Source organism: Halomonas elongata DSM 2581, from assembly GCF_000196875.2.
Taxonomy (GTDB): domain Bacteria; phylum Pseudomonadota; class Gammaproteobacteria; order Pseudomonadales; family Halomonadaceae; genus Halomonas; species Halomonas elongata.
In genome coordinates this window covers 4,014,591-4,034,647 of sequence record NC_014532.2, presented here as the reverse complement: position 1 = coordinate 4,034,647, position 20,057 = coordinate 4,014,591, and the positions used below count along the sequence as shown (strand labels likewise).

Sequence of the window (20,057 nt, the reverse complement as noted above, 5' to 3'; positions counted from 1 at the left end):
CCGCTCTCCGGAGCGGGCCATGGAGCTTTCTGAGGGCCACGAACGGAGTAGATCGCTATGGCAGCCGCAAAAGAGATTCGCTCCCAGATCGGGAGCATCAAGAACACGCAGAAGATCACCAGCGCCATGGAAATGGTCGCTGCGTCGAAGATGCGCAAGGCGCAGGACCGGATGCGGGCCAGCCAGCCCTATGCCAAGCAGATCCGCAAGGTCGTGGGTCACCTCGCCAAGGCCAACCCGGAATACAAGCATCCGTGGATGGAAGAGCGCGAGGTCAAGCGTGTCGGTTTCATCGTGGTGTCCAGTGACCGCGGACTGTGTGGTGGCTTGAACCACAACCTGTTCAAAGCCGTCGTCAAGGAAGCCAAGGCCTGGCATGAACAGGGGGCGGAACTCGATTTCTGCACCCTGGGCAGCAAGGCGAGCGCCTTCTTCCGCAAGTATGGCGGCAACCTGGTGGCGGCCAAGAGCGGACTGGGCGAGGCGCCCCGGGCCGAGGATCTGGTCGGCAGCGTCAAGGTGATGCTGGATGCCTATGACGAGGGCAAGCTGGACCGCCTCTACGTGGTGTTCAACGAGTTCGTCAACACCATGACTCAGAAGCCGGTGGTCCGTCAGCTGTTGCCGCTGTCTTCCGACATGGGGGCCGAGGCGCAGAACGACGACGATGAATTCGAGCGTCCCAGTAGCTGGGACTACCTGTATGAACCGGATGCCAAGGCGCTGCTGGATAGCCTGCTGGTTCGCTTCGTCGAAGCGCAGGTCTATCAGGCGGTGGTCGAGAACGTGGCCTGCGAGCAGGCTGCGCGCATGATCGCGATGAAGAGCGCCACCGACAATGCCGGCAATCTGATCGACGATCTGGAACTGGTGTACAACAAGGCCCGTCAGGCGGCCATCACCCAGGAAATCTCCGAGATCGTCGGTGGCGCCGCCGCCGTATAGCGCCAGGCATACAGGTTTCATTTGCAGGTACTTTGAGAGGAACCAAGATGAGCGGACGTATCGTACAAATCATCGGCGCGGTGATTGACGTAGAGTTTCCGCGGGACGAAGTGCCCAAGGTCTACGACGCGCTGACGGTCTCGAACAGCGAGACCATCCTTGAAGTCCAGCAGCAGTTGGGCGACGGCGTGGTGCGCACCATCGCCATGGGCTCCACCGAGGGGCTGAAACGCGGTATCGAGATCACCAACACCGATGCTGCCATTTCCGTGCCGGTGGGTGAAGCAACCCTCGGTCGGATCATGAACGTGCTGGGCGAGCCGATCGACGAGGCCGGCGAAATCGGTGAGCAGGAGCGCATGCCGATCCACCGCAAGGCGCCCGGCTACGCGGATCAGGCGGCTACCGAAGAGCTGCTGGAAACCGGCATCAAGGTCATCGACCTGGTCTGCCCCTTCGCCAAGGGTGGCAAGGTCGGCCTGTTCGGCGGTGCCGGTGTCGGCAAGACCGTCAACATGATGGAGCTGATCCGCAACATCGCCACCGAGCACAGCGGTTATTCCGTGTTCGCCGGTGTCGGTGAGCGGACCCGCGAGGGCAACGACTTCTACCACGAGATGCAGGAGTCCAACGTCCTCGACAAGGTATCGCTGGTCTACGGCCAGATGAACGAGCCGCCGGGCAACCGCCTGCGCGTGGCCCTGACCGGCCTGACCATCGCCGAGAAGTTCCGCGATGAAGGCCGCGACGTGCTGTTGTTCGTCGATAACATCTATCGTTACACCCTGGCCGGTACCGAGGTATCCGCACTGCTGGGCCGCATGCCCTCAGCAGTGGGCTATCAGCCGACTCTGGCCGAGGAGATGGGTGTCCTGCAGGAGCGCATCACCTCCACCAAGACGGGTTCCATCACGTCCGTGCAGGCGGTCTACGTTCCCGCGGACGACCTGACCGACCCGTCGCCGGCGACCACCTTCTCGCACCTGGACGCCACCGTGGTACTGGCGCGTTCCATCGCCGAGCTGGGTATCTACCCGGCCATCGACCCGCTGGATTCCACCTCGCGTCAGCTGGATCCGCTGGTCATCGGTGAGGAGCACTACAAGGTCGCTCGCGGTGTGCAGGGCGTGCTGCAGCGCTACAAGGAGCTCAAGGATATCATCGCCATTCTGGGCATGGACGAGCTGTCCGATGAGGACAAGCAGACCGTGGCCCGGGCGCGTAAGATCCAGCGCTTCCTGTCGCAGCCGTTCTTCGTCGCCGAGGTGTTCACCGGTTCTCCCGGCAAGTACGTCTCTCTCAAGGAGACCATCCGTGGGTTCCAGGGCATTCTCGAAGGCGAGTACGATGAGTTGCCGGAGCAGGCCTTCTACATGGTCGGCACCATCGACGAGGCCGTCGAGAAAGCCAACCAGATGAAGTAATCCCTCCACCTGGGAGACGTCATCATGACGAAAAGCATTAGATGCGAGGTCGTCAGCGCCGAGGCGTCGATCTACTCCGGCGAAGCCGAGCAGGTCGTGGCGGCCGGCCGCATGGGGGATCTGGGGATCCTCGGTGGCCACACTCCGCTGCTGACCGAGCTGGCACCCGGACCGGTGCGCATCGTCCGGGGCGGAGGTGAAGAGGATCACTTCTACGTCTCGGGGGGCTTCCTCGAGGTCCAGCCCGATGTGGTCACCGTGCTGGCCGATACTGCCGTGCGTGCCGACGATCTGGACGAAGCGGCCGCCGAGCAGGCTCGCCAGGAGGCGCTGCAGGCCATGCACGACAAGACTGCGGAGCTGGACTATACTCGCGCCGCGGCCGAGTTGGCCGAAGCCATGGCCCAACTGCGTACCATCCAGCAGTTGCGTCGCAAGGCGGGTCGCGGTTAAGGCGGTGTTTTGCCCCGTGCGATAAAAGCGCCCCCCGACATCGTCGGGGGGCGCTTTTTTTGATCGCCTGTCGAGGACCGGTTGTCGGGGAAAGGCTAGGCGAGGCTCAGGCGTCGGTATGGATGGTCGTCTCGACCGACAGGCCGACTTTGAGCCTGTCGATCCCGGATTGGCCCGCTTCGATGGCGATGCGCACCGGCAGGCGCTGGACGATCTTGGTGAAGTTGCCCGAGGCGTCGTCGTGGGAGATCGGCGAGAAGGTGGTGCCGGTGGCCGGGGCGAGGCTGTCGACATGGCCCTCGAGCGTCAGTCCGGGATAAGCATCCACCGAGATCGTCACCGGCTGGCCGACGCGCACCTCGGTGATGTCGACCTCCCGATAGTTGGCGGTGACATAGATCTCCTCGGTGGGCACGATCGCCATCAGCGCGCCGCCGGCCTCGGCCCAGGCACCGACGCGCCCGGCCTGTTGGGCCACGATGCCGTCTCGAGGCGCCGTTATCCGGGTATGGGAAAGCGAAAGGCGGGCCTGCTCGAGCTCGGCTCGGGCCTGAGCCAGCGCCGCCTCGGCGCCCGCACGCCGGGCCTCTAGAACCTGGGTCTGGTGGCGCACGCTCTCCAGGCTGGCCTGGTCCGCCTCGCGGCGAGCGTCCAGTGCTGAGGCGTTCGCGGCGGCCTGCTGGGCGTTCTGCTGCGAGGCATTACCGTTATGACGCAGGCGCCGGTAACGGTCGGCGTCGAGCCGGGCGTAATCGACGTTGGCGATGTCTTCGTCCACCACGGCCTGGGCGTGGCGAATCTGCGACGGCTGCCGGGCGAGTTCGGCCTCGATCTCCGCCAGCTTGGCCTGCGCCGATGTCACCCGGGCCTCGCTGGCATCGACGGTGGCACGGTAGTCGCGCGGGTCGATGTCGATCAGCGCGTCGCCTCGCGAGACGGCCTCGTGATCCTCGACGTGAACGGCGACGATATCGCCGGCAACGCGCGGCGATATGACCGTGTAGTCGGCGTCCAGCTTGGCATTGTTGGTCCAGACTTCATCGTAATGCAGCAGGGCAGGCGCGATCAGGAACACGCCGACCAGGATCACGCACAGCAGCGCGGTGGTGCCGATGAGCCGTGGGAGGAGGGAGCGAGGGCCGGAGGGGGCTTGGGGCGTCTGGGTATCGGTCATATGGGTCTGGGGCGGTTGAACCGCGGTGCGTGAGTCCGTTTGGGGAGCAGGCAAAGCGGCACTAGCAGCAGGGCCAGCAGCGCCAGCAGGCGCCAGGCATCGGCGTAGGCCAGGACCGTCGCCTGTGCGTCGATTCGTTCATGGAGTTGCAGCAAGGCCCCGCCGCCGGGGCCTCCCGTGGGCCAGCTCAGTGCCTCGCGGCCGTGACCGCTTAGCGGCGCCGACTGCATCAGCGAGAAGCGCATCGTGCCGAGCCGTTCCATCAGGCCATGGGCGTGGCGGTCGATGGCGACCGCGAGGTAGTGCCCGATGAGGCCACTGGCCAGCGGTCCAGCCAGTGCCCGGGAGGTGTTGATGGTCGCCGAGGCGAAGGGGCCCTCCATGGGGTCGACGACGGCCGTGGCGGTCATCAGCAGGCCGACCACGACCATTGACTGCCCAATCGCGAAGACCACCTGGGCGATGTAGAACTGCTCCCGCATCCACGCCAGGGTGACGTGGCTGTTCGACCAGCTGGCCGCCGCCATCAGCAGCAGCCCCGATGCCATGATCCAGCGCGAGTCGATGCGTTCGAAATTCAACACGAAGGCTGCGAACGGCAGGACCAACAGCGGTGGCAGCGCGACGGCCAGCGTCACCGGCAGGCTCTGCAGCGGGCGATAGCCCTGGACCTCGGCAAGGAATTCAGCGGGTAGGGAGGCACTGGAGGCGCTCAGGGTGATCACGCCGACCAGCATGCAGACGCCGAAGCCAAAGTTGATGCGCCCGAGCAGTTGTGGGCGGATCAAGGGGTTGGGCCCGAACGCACAGCGCCACAGGAAGAGGGGCAGCACCACCAGAGTGGCCAGGGCCAGCCCGCGGATGAGCGGCGAGTGGAGCCAGTCCAGGCGCTCGCCCTGGGTGAATAGCGTCACGATGCTGGCGCACAGCGCCCATCCCAGCCCCCAGCCGAGCCAGTCGAACTGCTGCCAGCGCTCCAACCGCAGTGGATCCTGTGGCAGGCCATGGAGGATCAGCCCCGCCGCCGTCAGGCAAAGCGGCAGCACTGCCCAGAATACGAAGCCAATGCCCAGGCCGTGGTGGGCCCAGGCCACCACGGGCATGGCGATGTTGGGCGCAAAGGTGGCCGTCAGGCCGTAGGCGGCCAGGCCGAACAGCTTGAGCGCCGGGGTCAGGAAGCGCAGGGCCACCATCATCAACAGTGGGATGAGAAAGCCCGTGGTGAGCCCCTGGCACCAGCGCAGCATCAACAGCAGCGAGCGCGACTCGGTGGTGGCGCAGGCCAGGCCGAGCAGGCCCAGCAAGACGGCGGCCACGGCGGCGAAGCGGCGCACCGAGAAGGTCATGGCCAGCCATGGCGCGACCAGCATGCCCATGGCGGCACCGATACTGTAGAGGGTGGTAAACCAGCTGCCTTGATCGACGCTGTATCCGAAGGCACCACGGATATCCGCCAGGGCCAGCGTGGTCGCTTCCTGGTTGATGTCCGCGCCGATACAGGCCAACAGCATGCCTACCAGCCCGAGGACAAGTCGCAGGGACATCAAACACTCTGGCGGGTGGAGGAGTGGAGCGGCGAAGGAGCGCACACGCTACCGGCACGAGTTGACTATGTCAACTTGTGCCGGTGAGTCGTTCCTGGCGGTGCATCGGTCGCCGGAGCGGGTGCGCTCAGTCGGTGGCGTTATCCACGTTCTCCAGCATGCGCTCCAGCAGGGTGTTGAGCTTCCGGACTTCCTGGGGCGCAAAGCCCGATAGTGCCTGGCTCGCCAGTTCACTGCGGGCCGCCTCGAGCCGGCAGAAGAGGCGCTGGCCTTCCTCTGTCAACGTTACCTGGGTGATGCGCCGGGGGGTGGAGCTGCCGCTGCGGTAGATCAGTCCCTGCTGCTCCAGCTGCTTGAAGGCGCGCGCCACCTGACCCTTGTCGTGGCCGCGCCGCTGCAGCAGCTGCTGCTGATTGTGGTCCGGAAACCGGCCCACGATGGACAGTACCCGTAACAGGAACGGCGGCAGGTCGATGCCTTCGCGGCGCACCAGTTCGCTCAGGCGGGATCGGCTGGTGAAGCCGAGCTCGGCCAGCGTGTCGAGAATCCTGCGTTCCATGTCCCTGTCGTCCTCTTTGCGTCGATGCCAGGCCCCTTCGGGCGCCTGTGTCGGTCAAGGATACCAGTGATCCTCTTTCCGGCCTCATCCCCCGGTGGTACCACAGCTGACGCCTTCCGCGCCCTGTGCGATGATGGCACCCCCTGGTTGAGCCAGGGGGCGTTCTGGCACAGGGAGGATCAGACCATGCCACTCAACGAATCTCTCGAGCAATACAAGGCGGAACTGCTCCAGTCCCTGGAAGTGGATGATCGGGAACGGCTGAATGCGCAGTTGCCCGAACTGCGTTCGGCCGATATCGCCGAGATCCTTCAGGACCTGCTCGAGGATGACGATGAGCTGCGTGCGCGTGCCTTGCTGGATAGCCTTCCCCTGGAACGCCAGGCCAGTGTCCTAGGCTATCTGCATGGTGAAGAGCAGCTCGTCTTCACCTCCGCCATGCGCAACGACAAGTTGCAGGCAGTACTCGAGGACATGGGCGCCGACGAACGAACCGACCTGTTCAAGGTGCTCGACGAGGATCGTCGCGAAGTACTGCTGCGGCGCATGGCGCATCAGGAGCGTGAGGAACTCATGCGCCTGGCCAGTTACGAGGAGGGCACCGCCGGTGCCCTGATGACCTCCGATTATGTGGCGATTCCCATGGGCATGACCGTCTCGCGGGCGATGATGCGGGTTCGCCAGACCGCGCCGGATGCCGAGACGGTCTATCAGCTCTATGTACTCGACGCCGATGGGCGTCCGGCCGGCACCATGTCGTTGCGCCAGTTGATGGTGGCCCGTCCCGGGGCCCGGGTCGATGAACTGATGATTCGCGATGTCATCCATGCCACCGTGGATACACCCCAGGAAGAGGTCGCTCGGCTCGTGGCACGCTATGACCTGCTGGCGGTGCCGGTGGTCGACGAGGAGCGTCGGTTGGTCGGCATCGTCACCCACGATGACGCCCTGGATGTGGTCGAGTCCGAGGCCACCGAGGATATCCACAAGGGGATGTCCATCGGACAGCTCGAGGATGGCGTCAGTCGAGTTCCCCTGCTCAGCCTCTATCGCAAGCGGGTGACCTGGTTGGTGCTGCTGGTGTTCGGCAACCTGCTTTCGGGGGCCGGCATCGCGCACTTCGAGGAAACCATCGCCGCCCAGGTGGCCCTGGTGTTCTTCCTGCCGCTGTTGATCGGCAGTGGCGGTAATGCTGGTGCCCAAGCCGCTACCCTGATGGTGCGGGGCATGGCCACCGGTGATGTCGGGGTTCGTGACTGGGGCAAGCTGCTGGGTCGCGAGCTGCTGGTGGCCGGGTCGCTGGGGCTGACCATGGCCCTGGCGGTGGCACCGATCGGGGTGATGCGTGGTGGTGAAGCGGTAGCCCTGGTGGTGGCGGTGAGCATGATCTCGATCGTGCTGTTCGGTAGCCTGCTCGGCATGTGCCTGCCCTTTTTGCTCGATCGGTTCGGCTGGGATCCGGCGACAGCGTCGGCACCACTGGTGACCACCCTGATCGATGCGTCCGGGGTGTTGATCTACTTCAGTTTCGCGACCCTGATCTTGTCTAGTGGTTGAGTGAGCGGACAGATGGACGCGGGATGTGTATCCTCGGGATCCGGTTGCCTGCGGGCACCGCTTTCCACTGCGATATAGAGTACCCCATGGATTGGCTACAGATCGTCCTGCTTTCCATTGTCCAGGGATTGACCGAGTTCCTGCCGGTTTCCAGTTCCGCCCATCTGATCCTGGTGCCGGTGTTGACCGACTGGCCGGATCAGGGGCTGGCGTTCGATGTGGCGCTGCATCTCGGCAGCCTGACGGCCGTGGTGCTTTATTTCCGTCATGAGCTTGCCACCATGGCGACCAGTTGGCGCCACAGCCTGGCAGGACGCGGTACCGATGAGGATGCCCGCCTGGCCTGGTGGGTGGTGCTGGCGACGATCCCGGTCTGCGTGTTCGGCCTGACATTCAAGGATGTCATCGAAGGCGCCATGAGAGCCCCGCTGGTGCTGGCCGGCGGTCTGATCGTCTTTGGCCTGTTGCTCGGGTATGTCGACTGGCGTCATCGCGGCAAGCGAAGCGAGTATCGGATGAACTGGCGCGATGCCCTGTGGATCGGCCTGGCCCAGGTACTGGCATTGATTCCCGGCACATCGCGTTCCGGTATTACCATGACTGCAGCGTTGATGCTGGGGCTGAGTCGGGAAGCGGCGGCACGCTTCTCCTTTCTGCTGTCGATTCCGGTGATCGTGCTGGCTGGTGGGCTGGAATCGCTGGAACTGATTCGCTCGCCGTTACCCGTGGACTGGATGGCCATGGCCGCTGGCGCCGTACTGTCGGGCATCAGTGCCTACCTGTGCATCCATTTTTTCCTGGCCTTCATCAAGCGGATCGGCATGCAGCCCTTCGTGGTCTATCGCCTCATTCTGGGCATTGCGCTGATCTGGCTGTTTGGATAAAGCAAAAGATGAGCGCCGGGAAAGCTCATCCCTTGCCTGGTTGCAAGAGTCTTCTCTAGCTGTCTCCCTTCAATTGGAGTTTTGTCATGTCACTCCCTAGTCATCGCCTCATGTTCCTACTACTGCTATTGGTCACCTTGCTGGCCGGTTGCTCGGAGCAGAAGCTGGAAACGCCCGTCACCTTGCAGGGCGATATCTTCGGTACCTTCTATCAGGTGACCATCGCCGACCCGATTACCGCCGAGCGCCGGGATGCGCTGGAGCAGGGTATCCTCGACGAGCTGGAGGCGGTGGATGCCTCGATGTCGACCTATCGCGATGATGCCGAGCTGGTGGCCTTCAACAAGGCACCGGTGGGGGAATGGCAGACACTTTCCGCGCCGTTGATCCATGTCCTGGATATCGCTCGATCCGTCGGCGAGGCCAGTGACGGGGCCTTCGATGTGACCGTGGGGGGACTGGTCAATCTGTGGAGCTTCGGGCCCGAGGCGCGTCCCGAGGAAGTGCCCGAGGATTCCCTCATCGAGCAGCGCCTCGCCGAGGTCGGCATGGATACCCTGGAGCTCGATGTCGAGACGAATCGCGCGCGTCGACTGAAGGATGTCTTCGTCGATCTCTCCGGTGTAGCCAAGGGCTATGCGACCGATCAGGTCGCTGCCTATCTGGCCGATCAGGGCGTGGAGAACTATCTGGTCAACCTGGGGGGCGAGGTCAAGGTGGATGGCCATCGCGATGCCGAGAGCGCACCCTGGCGCATCGGCGTCGAAGTGCCTCGTGATGGCCGCCCGCAAGCCGAACATGTACTGCCTCTGGAAGACATCTCGGTGGCCACCTCGGGCGACTACCGCAATTATTTCGAGGTCGACGGACACCGCTATTCACATACCATCGATCCCCGCACCGGCCGCCCGATCCAGCATCGTCTCGCCTCGGTGACGATCGTCGACCCATCCAACGCCCGGGCCGATGCCTGGGCCACGGCCATGACGGTGCTCGGTGAGCAGGAGGGTATGGCCCTGGCCCGTCGCCACGACCTGGCGGTGTTGATGCTGGTACGCCAGGGGGATGGCTGGCAGAGTCTGGCGAGTCCCGCCTTCGCGGAATATTTCGGCCGCGCTATGGTCGACAAGCTGGGGATCGAGGTGGCAGAGGACGTCGACAACGGGCCTGTCGCCGCCGATGAAGGTAGCGAGCAAGAGAACTGAAATGGCCAGTAATGTGGCGAAAGCCTAGGATGAACCGGACCTGATAGCAGTAAGCGCGCAAGGAGTCATGATGACCCTCGATGTGGTGATTCTCGCGGCAGGCAAGGGGACGCGCATGCGCTCTTCGTTGCCCAAGGTATTGCATCCGCTGGCCGGCAAGCCGATGGTGAGCCATATACTCGATACCACCTCGGGCCTCGAGGCCGAGCGGACCCATGTGGTGGTCGGGCATGGTGCCGAACGGTTGCGCGAAGCGCTGGCCGAGTATCCGGTGAATTTCGTCCTGCAGGCCGAGCAGAAGGGCACCGGCCATGCCGTGGCCCAGTCCCTGGATGGGCTCGGCGAGGGCAAGGTGCTGGTACTCTACGGCGATGTTCCACTGATCCAGCGGGATACCCTGAGAGCCCTGCTGGCCCCCGTCGACGAAGATCACATGGGGCTGTTGACGGTGACCCTGGAAGATCCCACCGGCTATGGCCGGATCCTGCGTGACGAGGCCGGCGAGGCGGTGGCCATCGTCGAGCAGAAGGACGCCGATGAGCAGCAGCGGGCGGTACGCGAGTGCAATACCGGCATCATGGCCATGACCACCGCTCAGTTGCGTCGCTGGCTGCCTCAGCTATCGGCCGAGAATGCCCAGGGTGAATATTATCTCACCGATGTCATCGCCATGGCCGCCGCCGAAGGCGTGAAGGTCGCCACCGCCCAGCCGTCGCGTCCGGTCGAGGTGGAAGGCGTCAACGACCGTCGCCAGATGGCCCGGCTGGAACGCACCCTGCAGGCCGATATCGCCGAGTCGTTGATGACGCAAGGCGTGGCCTTGCGCGATCCGTCGCGCCTGGATGTAAGAGGCAGCCTCACGTGCGGCCACGATGTCGAGATCGATGTCGGTTGTGTCTTCGAGGGCGATGTCGAACTGGGCGAGGGCGTGCGCGTCGGTCCTCACTGCGTGATCCGCGACAGCCATATCGGCGCCGAGACGGTCATCGAGCCCCATAGCATCATCGAGGGAGCCGTGGTGGCCGGTCACAATCAGATCGGTCCCTTTGCTCGCCTGCGTCCGGGGACCCGCCTGGCGGTCGGCGCCAAGGTCGGCAATTTCGTCGAGACCAAGAACGCCGAGGTCGGCGAAGGGTCCAAGATCAATCACCTGAGCTATGTCGGTGACGCGCGTCTCGGGCGGGACGTCAATGTGGGCGCGGGCACCATCACCTGCAACTATGATGGTGCCAACAAGCATCGCACCGAGATCGGCGACGAGGCCTTCATTGGTTCCAACACGGCCCTGGTGGCGCCGGTCAGCGTGGGCAAGGGAGCCACCGTGGGGGCCGGTTCCACCATCGATCGCGATGTCGCCGACAATGCCCTGGCGGTCGAGCGGTCGAAGACGATCAGCAAGGCTGACTGGCAGCGTCCCGTCAAGCGCAAGGACCACTGAGGAGATTCGGCATGTGTGGCATCGTTGGTGCCGTTGCCCAGCGCAACGTACAAGGAATTCTGCGCGAAGGGCTCCTGCGCCTGGAGTATCGCGGTTATGATTCGGCAGGCATGGTCGTGCGAGACACCGACGGACGCCTGCAGCGCCGCCGGGCCCTGGGCAAGGTGGCGGCCCTCGAGGAGAAGCTGGACGCGGCACCGCTCACCGGCCACAGCGGCATCGCCCATACCCGTTGGGCGACCCATGGACGTCCCAGCGAGGAAAATGCTCATCCCCACCAGTCCGGCGAACGCCTGGCGGTGGTGCACAATGGCATCATCGAGAATCACGAACCTCTTCGGGCCGAGCTGGAAAGTGCCGGCTACGATTTCTCTTCCCAGACCGATACCGAGGTCATCGCGCACCTGATCGAGCGCGAAGCACGCACTGCGGACCTGCTGACGGCGGTACAGGCGGTGATCGCGAAGCTCGATGGCGCCTATGCCCTGGGCGTGATCCATGCCGACGAGCCGGATGTGGTGATCGGCGCGCGCAAGGGCAGCCCACTGGTGGTCGGGGTCGGTATCGAGGAGGCCTTCCTGGCCTCGGATCCGCTGGCCCTGCTGCAGGTCACCGATCGCTTCATCTATCTCGAGGAGGGCGATGTGGTGAGGCTCTCCGCCGGCGGCGGCATTGAGGTCTTCGACGCCTCGGGCCAGGTCGTCGAGCGTGAGGTCCAGACCTTCGAGCATGGCGATGGCAGTGCCAGCAAGGGTGACTATCGTCACTTCATGCTCAAGGAGATCCATGAGCAACCGGCTGTCATCGCCGAGACCCTGGAAGGCCGGCTCGGCGATCGTTCGGTGCTGGTGGAGAGTTTCGGTCCTGACGCCGAGGCGTTGTTCTCCAGGGTCGCCCAGATTCATCTGGTGGCCTGCGGAACCAGCTATCATGCCGGTCTCGTGGCGCGCTACTGGCTGGAGCGTTATGCCGGTATACCGGTGCAGGTGGAGGTCGCCTCCGAGTATCGATATCGCCGGGTGGTGGTCCCCGAGAACACGCTTTTCGTGACGTTATCCCAGTCCGGCGAGACCGCCGATACCCTGGCGGCACTGCGTTTTTCCAAGGACGGTGGCTACCTGGGCAGCCTGGCCATCTGCAACGTGCCGGGCAGTTCCCTGGCGCGCGAGTCCGACCTGACGCTGATGACCCGGGCCGGTCCGGAGATCGGTGTGGCCTCGACCAAGGCCTTCACCACCCAGCTGACCGCCCTGATGTTGCTGACCCTGGCGATGGGCCGCGTTCATGGCCAGGACGAGGCGGAGCAGGCCAGCCTGGTCGATGCCCTGAGAAAGCTTCCCGCCCAGGTCGAACGGGTCCTGGCGCTGGATGCGCAGATCGAAGAGCTGTCCACGGCCTTCGCCGAGAAGCATCATGCCCTCTTTCTCGGTCGTGGTGCCCATTTTCCGGTGGCGCTGGAGGGGGCGCTCAAGCTCAAGGAAATCTCCTACATCCACGCCGAGGCCTATCCGGCGGGAGAGCTCAAGCATGGTCCCCTGGCGCTGGTCGACAGCGACATGCCGGTGGTCTCGGTGGCGCCCAACGATGAGTTGCTCGACAAGCTGAAATCGAACCTCCAGGAGGTCAGGGCGCGCGGTGGCGAGCTTTTCGTCTTCGCCGACGAAGGCGTCGGCCTGTCCAGCGACGATGGTATCCGGGTGCTGCATCTGCCGCCCATCGAGGAGGCGCTGGCGCCGATCCTCTACACCTTGCCGCTGCAGCTGCTGTCCTACCATGTCGCGGTACTCAAGGGCACCGATGTGGATCAGCCCCGCAACCTGGCCAAGTCGGTGACGGTGGAGTAGCGATCCGCCGCAGCCCTTTGGGGATATCCACAAGATAACGCCGGGGCCTGGGCCCCGGCGTTGTCGCATTGGTATGGAGCCAATGGGCTAGGCTCAGAAGGCCCAGTCCTCGTCTTCCGTCCGCTCGGTACGGCCGATCACATAGGAAGAGCCCGACCCCGAGAAGAAGTCGTGGTTCTCCTCGGCGCCCGGCGAGAGGGCGGCCAGGATGGCCGGGTCGACGGCTTCGGTCGCGTTCGGGAACAGCGCCTCGTAACCCAGGTTCATCAACGCCTTGTTGGCGTTGTAGTGCAGGAATGCCTTGACGTCCTCGGTCAGGCCGACTTCGTCGTACAGCGACTCGGTGTACTGGACCTCGTTGTCGTAGAGGTCGAGCAGCAGGTCGTAGGTAGTGTCCTTGATCTGGCGCTGGCGCTCGGCGGATTCCTTCTCCAGGGCACGCTGGAACTTGTAGCCGATGTAGTAGCCGTGCACTGCCTCGTCTCGGATGATCAGGCGAATCAGGTCGGCGGTATTGGTCAGCTTGCCGCGGCTCGACCAGTACATCGGCAGGTAGAACCCCGAATAGAACAGGAAGGACTCGAGGAACACGCTGGCGACCTTGCGCATCAGCGGGTCGTCTGTGCGGTAACGCTCGAGGATCAGCTCTGCCTTGTTCTGCAGGTGGGTGTTCTCCTCGCTCCAGCGGTAGGCGTCATCGACATCGCGGGTGGCGCACAGCGTCGAGAAGATCGAGCTGTAGGAGCGTGCGTGCACCGATTCCATGAAGCTGATGTTGGTGAACACGGCTTCTTCGTGGGGCGTGACCGCATCCTCGATCAGTGCCGGCGCACCGATCGTGCCCTGGATGGTGTCGAGCAGCGTCAGGCCGGTGAAGACCCGAATGGTCAGTTGCTGCTCGCGGTCGTTGAGGGTGTTCCACGATGGGACATCATTGGACAGTGGAATCTTTTCCGGCAGCCAGAAGTTGCTGGTGAGCCGGTTCCACACCTCGAGATCCTTGTCGTCCTGGAGGCGGTTCCAGTTGATGGCATCGACGCGTTTCAGTCGAGCGGTCATGGCGTTCATCTCATCCGGTTGTCATGCGGGGCGTGGTGGCGCTCCGAAATAAGTAAAAAACCGTTGCTGCAGGAGGCGGCTTACCGGCGACAAGTCTTCGCGAGGGAGCTGTAACCCCATCCCTGGGCGCTACATCCGCCATTCCTGGCGGATGACCCTCGCTCCATCTTGTCGCCGGCGCCAACCGTTATCGAGAGCCTGGAAATACTCTCTTAGAGGGTGCAGGACACACACCCTTCGACTTCGGTTCCCTCCAGTGCCGCCTGGCGCAGCCGCACGTAATAGATCGTCTTGATGCCCTTGCGCCAGGCATAGATCTGGGCGCGATTGATGTCCCGCGTGGTGGCGGTATCGCGGAAGAACAGGGTCAACGACAGGCCCTGGTCGACGTGCTGGGTGGCTTCGGCATAGGTGTCGATGATCTTCTCGGGACCGATCTCGTAAGCGTCGCGATAGTAGTCCTGGTTGTCATCGTTCAAGTAGGGCGCCGGATAGTAGACGCGGCCCAGCTTGCCTTCCTTGCGGATCTCGATCTTCGACACCACCGGGTGAATGCTCGAGGTGGCGTGATTGATGTAGGAAATCGAGCCGGTCGGCGGTACCGCCTGCAGGTTGCGGTTGAACAGGCCATATTGCATCACCGAGGCCTTGAGCTCGCGCCAGTCCTCGCGCGTGGGGATCTGGATACCGGCATTGTCGAACAGCTCGCGGACCCGCTGTGTCCGGGGCTGCCATTCGTTTTCGGTGTACTTGTCGAAATAGCTGCCGCTGGCGTAGGCGGAGTTCTCGAAGCCGGCGAAGCGCTCGCCACGCTCGATGGCCAGCCGGTTCGAGGCACGCACGGCATGATAGGTGATGGTGTAGAAGTAGATGTTGGTGAAGTCCAACCCTTCTTCGGAACCGTAATGAATGTGCTCGCGAGCCAGGAAGCCATGCAGGTTCATCTGTCCCAGGCCGATGGCGTGGGAGCGGGCATTGGCCTCGGCGATCGAGGGAACCGAGCGAATGTCGCTCATCTCGGATACCGCGCTCAAGGCGCGCACGGCCGTCTCGACGCTGGTTCCGAAATCCGGGGAGTCCATGACCCGGGCGATGTTGAGCGAACCCAGGTTGCAGGAAATATCCTCGCCGGTATGGCGATAATCCAGGTCGTCGTCGTACTCGCTGGGCGAATTGACCTGGAGGATTTCCGAGCAGAGGTTGCTCATGTTGATACGCCCGGCGATGGGGTTGTCGCGGTTGGCGGTATCCTCGAACAGCACGTAGGGATAGCCGGATTCGAACTGCAGTTCGGCGAGCGTCTGGAAGAGTTCCCGGGCGTCGGTCTTGGTCTTGCGGATGCGCGCATCGTCGACCATTTCCTGATACTTCTCGGTCACGCTGATGTCGCCGAAGGGAACGCCATAGACACGCTCGACGTCATAGGGCGAGAACAGGTACATCGGCTCGTTGCGCTTGGCCAGTTCGAAGGTGATGTCGGGAATCACCACACCCAGCGACAGAGTCTTGATGCGGATCTTCTCGTCGGCATTCTCGCGCTTGGTGTCGAGAAAGCGCAGGATATCGGGATGGTGCACGTTGAGGTAGACCGCCCCGGCCCCCTGGCGTGCGCCCAACTGGTTGGCGTACGAGAAGGCGTCTTCCAGCAGTTTCATGATCGGGATGACGCCCGACGACTGGTTGGCGATGCGCTTGATCGGTGCGCCGGATTCACGGATGTTGCTGAGCGAAAAGGCCACTCCGCCGCCGCGCTTGGAGAGCTGCAGTGCCGAGTTGATGGCGCGGCCGATCGATTCCATGTTGTCCTCGATCCGCAGCAGGAAGCACGAGACCAGCTCGCCGCGCTGTTGCTTGCCGCAGTTGAGGAAGGTCGGCGTGGCGGGCTGGAAACGGCCATGCAGAATCTCGTCGACCAGGGTCCGGGCCAGTGCTTCGTCGCCACGGGCCAGGGTCAGGGCGACCATGCAGACGCGGTCCTCGAAGCGCTCCAGATAGCGGCGCCCATCGAAGGTCTTGAGGGTGTAGCTGGTGTAGTACTTGAAGGCGCCGAGGAAGCTCTGGAAGCGGAATTTCAGCGCATAGGCCTGATCGAACAGCGCCTTGACGAAGCTCGCGTCGTACTGCTCGAGGATCTCGCCCTCGTAGTAGCCTTCCTCGACCAGGTAATCCAGCTTTTCTTCCAGAGTGTGGAAGAACACCGTGTTCTGATTGACGTGCTGGAGGAAATACTGACGTGCCGCTTCCTTGTCGGCATCCAGTTGCAGGCGGCCGTCAGCGTCATAGAGGTTGAGCATGGCGTTAAGCGCATGAAAGTCCAGTACTTTCGGCGCCGCATGATCGGCGTTGGCCATCGCCGTTTCCTCTGTCTCGTCGGGGTGGGTCAGGGTGTCATCCAGCATTGTCGATCTCCGTGGCCAGGCACTGGCGTACCTTGGCGACATCCTCGGGGGTTCCCATCAGTTCGAAGCGATGCAGCAACGGCACCTGGCACTTGTGGGCTATGACGCGGCCCGCCAGGCCATAAGCGCTGCCGAAGTTGGTATTGCCGCCCGCCACCACGCCTCGGATCAGCGCGCGGTTGTGCGGATCGTTGAGAAAGCGGATCACCGGACCCGGCACCGCCGTGCGGGGATCGCCATCACCATAGGTGGGGACCACCAGCACGAAGGGGCGGTGTACACGCAGGGCCTTCTCATTGCGGTTCAGCGGTATTCGCTGGGCGGGCAAGCCGAGCTTCTCCACGAAGCGTCGCGTGTTGCCCGATCGCGTCGAGAAATAGACCAGTTCGCTCACGCTCGTCTCCGTTGTCAGCTGGCCAGCTGACGAATGCGCTCCGGGCGGAAGCCGGACCAGTGTTCGTCCGCGGCGACCACCACGGGAAGCTGGCGGTAACCGAGCTGGCGAACGGTGTCGGCCGCCTCGGGCTCCTCGCTGATATCCACCACGGTGTAGTCGAGCCCCTGCTTGTCGAGAGCGCGGTAGGTGGCGTGGCATTGCATGCAGTCGGGCGAGCTATAAATCTTAATGAACATGATATAGATTCTCGGTTAACACAGTCTCAATACAGCCCATTGGGTCGAAATCGTGGATGACGCCACTGTGGCAGCGACACCTCGATTACACAACATCTGGTGCCATGATAGCACACATGGTGGATATGTGGTGTCATGCGACGATTTGTATCATCGAGTGCTGTACCGCTGAATCCGACATGCGGCAGGGATGGTGGCGCTCGGAAAGGGAGGGTGATCGAGAGTGCGGTGGCTAGGTATAGTATGACATTTGCTGCAAGCTCCAGACACTTTTCGGACAGTGCCTGGGGATGATCGGTACCAACGGGGGCTGGATATACGGCGATGAACGGACGATTGCACCTGGGGCTGCCGATGTGGGCCAACGACGCCTGGCGAGGTAGCCTGTATCCACCCCATGGAGGTACGGAAGGTCACTTGGGCGATTATGCCAGGATCTTTTCGGCGGTCGAGGGCAATACCACCTTTTATAGCGGAGCGCCGAAAGCGGAGACCGTGGCGGCCTGGGCACGCCAGGTGCCAGCCGATTTCCGGTTCTGCTTCAAGTTGCCATCGAGTCTGACGCATGAGCGTCGGCTGGAAGACATCGAGGCGTCCTTCGATGGCTTTCTCGAAGCCTTCGAACCCTTGCGCGGTCGGTTGGGCCCCTTGCTGGTCCAGCTACCTCGGGATTTCGGTGCCGAGGAACTGCCCAAGCTGCAGGCATTGCTGGCGCGCTGGCCAGGCGACATTCCCTGTGCTGTCGAAGTCCGCCATAGTGAATTTTTCCACAAGGGAAGGGCCGAGACAGAACTCAACAGATTGTTGATAAGTCATGGTGCCAATCGGGTCATGCTCGATGTCCGCCCGCTGTTCTCCACTGACTCCCAAGGCCATCCCGGCATGATCAAAGCCCAGGGGGAAAAGCCCAGGCGCCCGTTACATGTGATTTCCACAGGAAATTTTCCTGTGGTGCGTTTCATCGGGCATATCGATGCCGATATCAATATGCATTACTTCCAACCCTGGATCGCCAGGCTCGCCTTGTGGATAAAACAGGGGATAAGCCCTTTTCTCTTTGTGCATACTGCCGATAACCGCCATTCTCCCCAGATGGCGCGACGCCTCCACGATGCGCTCGCCGAGCAGATCGGGTCATCTCCTCTGCCCGAGTTCGCCGGGGAACGACAGGCCGAGCTGTTCTGATTCTTATGGCTAAGCGCATGTCGATGACTGGCCATCAAGCGTATGATCGGATATTTTTACGGCTTGATCGTCACTTGCCATGAGGTATTGCAGGGTTTTGCGCTTATCCAGCGTGATTTTTCCGTAATACCCTTCAAGCATTCCCGCTGCGTCTTACGACAGATGCGGGTGGCCGTCTTGGCAGTGATCCTGCATCGGCACTTATCATGCCCTTGAAAGCAGCGCTTTGCGATCCAGTGCGCTGTGAACGTGGCGACTACAAGCACAACGCCGTCATCGCATCCGATCGATCGATGACGACACGTACCCTCAAGGTGAAACATGTCGAAACTTTCCCATGCACAGTGGTCATCTCGACTGACCTTTATTCTCGCGGCGACCGGTTCCGCGGTCGGTCTGGGCAATATCTGGAAATTCCCCTATATGGTGGGCGACAGCGGCGGCGCAGCCTTCGTGTTGATCTACCTGTTGTGTATCGCTTTGGTCGGCTTGCCGATCCTGGTGGCGGAGTGGTTGATCGGTCGTCGTGGCCAGAACAACCCGGCCAATGCCATGGCCGATCTGGCCAAGTCGGCGGGACAGCCGCGTATCTGGATGATCGTGGGGATCAGCGGCATTCTCGGTGCCTTCCTCATTCTGTCCTTCTATAGCGTGATCGGCGGCTGGTCGCTCTATTACACCCTGAGTTCGGTGACCGGCGCCTTCAGCGGTCAGGATGCCGATGGCATCGGCGAATTGTTCAACGGCATGCTGGGCAATCCCGGTCTGCTGTTGCTGGGACATTCGGTCTTCATGTTGCTGGTGATCGGTATCGTCGCCCGCGGGGTGACCAAGGGGCTGGAAGGCGCCGTGCGTACCTTGATGCCCGCGCTCGGCGTGCTGTTGCTGGTACTGGTGGGTTACGGCATGACCACCGGCCACTTCGGCGAAGCGCTCGGGTTCATGTTCAATCCCGATTTCGGTGCGCTGGACGGCGGTGTCGTGCTGGCTGCCATGGGGCAGGCCTTCTTCACCCTCTCGCTGGGCATGGGCATCATGATGGCTTATGGCTCCTACCTGGGTAAGGAGGTCAACCTGCTGAAGACCGCCCGCACGGTGATCATCCTCGATACCGTGGTGGCCCTGGTCGCGGGCCTGGCGATCTTCCCCATCGTCTTCGCCAATGGTCTCGATCTCGATTCCGGACCGGGACTGATCTTCGTCACCCTGCCCCTGGCCTTCGGCAACATGGGAGGTGGCGTCATCCTGGGGCTGCTGTTCTTCCTGCTGTTGACCTTTGCCGCCCTGACCTCGGCCATTTCGTTGCTCGAGCCTGTGGTGGAATTCGTCGAGGAACGCACGCCGTTGTCGCGTATCGGCTCAACCCTGGTGGCCGGTGCGGCGACCTGGGCTCTGGGCATCGCCGCGCTGCTTGCCTTCAATGTGTGGAGCGATGTGCTGATTCTCGGCTTCAACGTCTTCGACTTCCTCGACACCCTGACCAGCAAGTACCTGCTGCCGTTGACCGGTCTGTTCGCGATCATCTTCGTCGGCTGGTTGCTGGATCGTGAAGGTGTGCGCCAGGAACTGCAGCTCGGTGATACCGGTGCCAAGATCTGGACCCTGGTTTCACGTTTCATCGCGCCGCTGGGCGTGATTGTGGTGTTCGTCTCCAGCCTCTGAAGGCCGGTAATACCGCAGTAGTGAGTGTGACACTCCCTTGAGCCCCGCTTCGGCGGGGCTCAATGTGAGCGTTGTGCGCCGTGTCGGAAGGT

Annotated in this window: 17 protein-coding genes; 10 read left to right on the top strand and 7 right to left on the bottom strand. The window is 62.8% G+C overall.

Annotation, left to right across the window (positions count from 1 at the left end; translation table 11 throughout):
- Nucleotides 1-57: 57 nt before the first annotated feature.
- Genes atpG through HELO_RS18915 form a run of 3 tightly spaced genes read left to right on the top strand, consistent with a single transcriptional unit; the run spans nt 58 to nt 2,822 of the window.
- Nucleotides 58-945: a F0F1 ATP synthase subunit gamma gene (gene atpG / locus HELO_RS18925; RefSeq protein ID WP_013334199.1), complete on the top strand. Its 888-nt coding sequence runs from the start codon at nt 58-60 to the stop codon at nt 943-945.
- Nucleotides 946-992: 47 nt separating this feature from the next.
- The gene (gene atpD / locus HELO_RS18920; RefSeq protein ID WP_013334198.1) at nt 993-2,369 is read left to right on the top strand and encodes a F0F1 ATP synthase subunit beta; all 1,377 of its coding nucleotides are present in this window, start codon (nt 993-995) and stop codon (nt 2,367-2,369) included.
- 24 nt (nt 2,370-2,393) lie between these two features.
- Nucleotides 2,394-2,822 carry a F0F1 ATP synthase subunit epsilon gene (locus tag HELO_RS18915; RefSeq protein WP_013334197.1) on the top strand — a complete coding sequence of 143 codons (429 nt, stop codon included), beginning with the start codon at nt 2,394-2,396 and terminating at the stop codon, nt 2,820-2,822.
- A 106-nt stretch (nt 2,823-2,928) separates the two neighbouring features.
- On the opposite strand, the gene HELO_RS18910 is transcribed toward HELO_RS18915, so the two are convergent.
- The 3 genes from HELO_RS18910 to HELO_RS18900 form a co-directional block, all read right to left on the bottom strand.
- Nucleotides 2,929-3,996, bottom strand: a complete 1,068-nt coding sequence (locus tag HELO_RS18910) for an HlyD family secretion protein (protein WP_013334196.1) — start codon at nt 3,994-3,996, stop codon at nt 2,929-2,931.
- Complete coding sequence (locus HELO_RS18905; protein WP_013334195.1) at nt 3,993-5,540, bottom strand: MFS transporter; 1,548 nt, start codon at nt 5,538-5,540, stop codon at nt 3,993-3,995. The genes HELO_RS18910 and HELO_RS18905 overlap by 4 nt, the downstream gene beginning before the upstream one ends.
- A 127-nt stretch (nt 5,541-5,667) precedes the next feature.
- Nucleotides 5,668-6,099, bottom strand: a complete 432-nt coding sequence (locus tag HELO_RS18900) for a MarR family winged helix-turn-helix transcriptional regulator (protein ID WP_013334194.1) — start codon at nt 6,097-6,099, stop codon at nt 5,668-5,670.
- 186 nt (nt 6,100-6,285) lie between these two features.
- On the opposite strand from HELO_RS18900, the gene mgtE reads away from it, so the two are divergent.
- From mgtE to glmS, 5 genes are all read left to right on the top strand, one after another.
- Nucleotides 6,286-7,656 (top strand): magnesium transporter, encoded by a 1,371-nt coding sequence (mgtE, locus tag HELO_RS18895; protein ID WP_041602290.1) that lies wholly within the window; start codon nt 6,286-6,288, stop codon nt 7,654-7,656.
- Nucleotides 7,657-7,742: 86 nt separating this feature from the next.
- Nucleotides 7,743-8,540: an undecaprenyl-diphosphate phosphatase gene (locus HELO_RS18890; protein WP_041602289.1), complete on the top strand. Its 798-nt coding sequence runs from the start codon at nt 7,743-7,745 to the stop codon at nt 8,538-8,540.
- A gap of 86 nt (nt 8,541-8,626) precedes the next feature.
- Complete coding sequence (locus HELO_RS18885; protein ID WP_013334191.1) at nt 8,627-9,745, top strand: FAD:protein FMN transferase; 1,119 nt, start codon at nt 8,627-8,629, stop codon at nt 9,743-9,745.
- A 67-nt stretch (nt 9,746-9,812) separates the two neighbouring features.
- Entirely contained in the window at nt 9,813-11,183 is a 1,371-nt protein-coding gene (glmU, locus tag HELO_RS18880) for a bifunctional UDP-N-acetylglucosamine diphosphorylase/glucosamine-1-phosphate N-acetyltransferase GlmU (RefSeq protein WP_041602288.1), read from the top strand.
- 11 nt (nt 11,184-11,194) lie between these two features.
- Complete coding sequence (glmS, locus tag HELO_RS18875; RefSeq protein ID WP_013334189.1) at nt 11,195-13,027, top strand: glutamine--fructose-6-phosphate transaminase (isomerizing); 1,833 nt, start codon at nt 11,195-11,197, stop codon at nt 13,025-13,027.
- Nucleotides 13,028-13,120: 93 nt separating this feature from the next.
- Here glmS and nrdF read toward each other — a convergent pair whose 3' ends face one another.
- The 4 genes from nrdF to nrdH all read right to left on the bottom strand — a co-directional run bounded on the left by nrdF (nt 13,121) and on the right by nrdH (nt 17,118).
- Complete coding sequence (gene nrdF, locus HELO_RS18870; RefSeq protein ID WP_013334188.1) at nt 13,121-14,095, bottom strand: class 1b ribonucleoside-diphosphate reductase subunit beta; 975 nt, start codon at nt 14,093-14,095, stop codon at nt 13,121-13,123.
- A 203-nt stretch (nt 14,096-14,298) separates the two neighbouring features.
- Nucleotides 14,299-16,485, bottom strand: a complete 2,187-nt coding sequence (nrdE, locus tag HELO_RS18865; protein WP_013334187.1) for a class 1b ribonucleoside-diphosphate reductase subunit alpha — start codon at nt 16,483-16,485, stop codon at nt 14,299-14,301.
- On the bottom strand, nt 16,475-16,879 hold the full coding sequence (gene nrdI / locus HELO_RS18860; protein ID WP_013334186.1) for a class Ib ribonucleoside-diphosphate reductase assembly flavoprotein NrdI: 405 nt from the start codon (nt 16,877-16,879) through the stop codon (nt 16,475-16,477). Before nrdI ends, nrdE begins: the two co-directional genes overlap by 11 nt.
- A 14-nt stretch (nt 16,880-16,893) precedes the next feature.
- A complete protein-coding gene (nrdH, locus tag HELO_RS18855) occupies nt 16,894-17,118 on the bottom strand; it encodes a glutaredoxin-like protein NrdH (protein ID WP_013334185.1) in 225 nt (74 codons plus the stop codon).
- A gap of 324 nt (nt 17,119-17,442) precedes the next feature.
- Between nrdH and HELO_RS18850 the strand changes: the two genes are divergently transcribed.
- Together HELO_RS18850 and HELO_RS18845 are read left to right on the top strand one after the other, a co-directional pair.
- Nucleotides 17,443-18,303: a DUF72 domain-containing protein gene (locus tag HELO_RS18850; protein ID WP_013334184.1), complete on the top strand. Its 861-nt coding sequence runs from the start codon at nt 17,443-17,445 to the stop codon at nt 18,301-18,303.
- A 321-nt stretch (nt 18,304-18,624) separates the two neighbouring features.
- Nucleotides 18,625-19,965, top strand: a complete 1,341-nt coding sequence (locus HELO_RS18845; RefSeq protein ID WP_013334183.1) for a sodium-dependent transporter — start codon at nt 18,625-18,627, stop codon at nt 19,963-19,965.
- Nucleotides 19,966-20,057 lie beyond the last annotated feature (92 nt).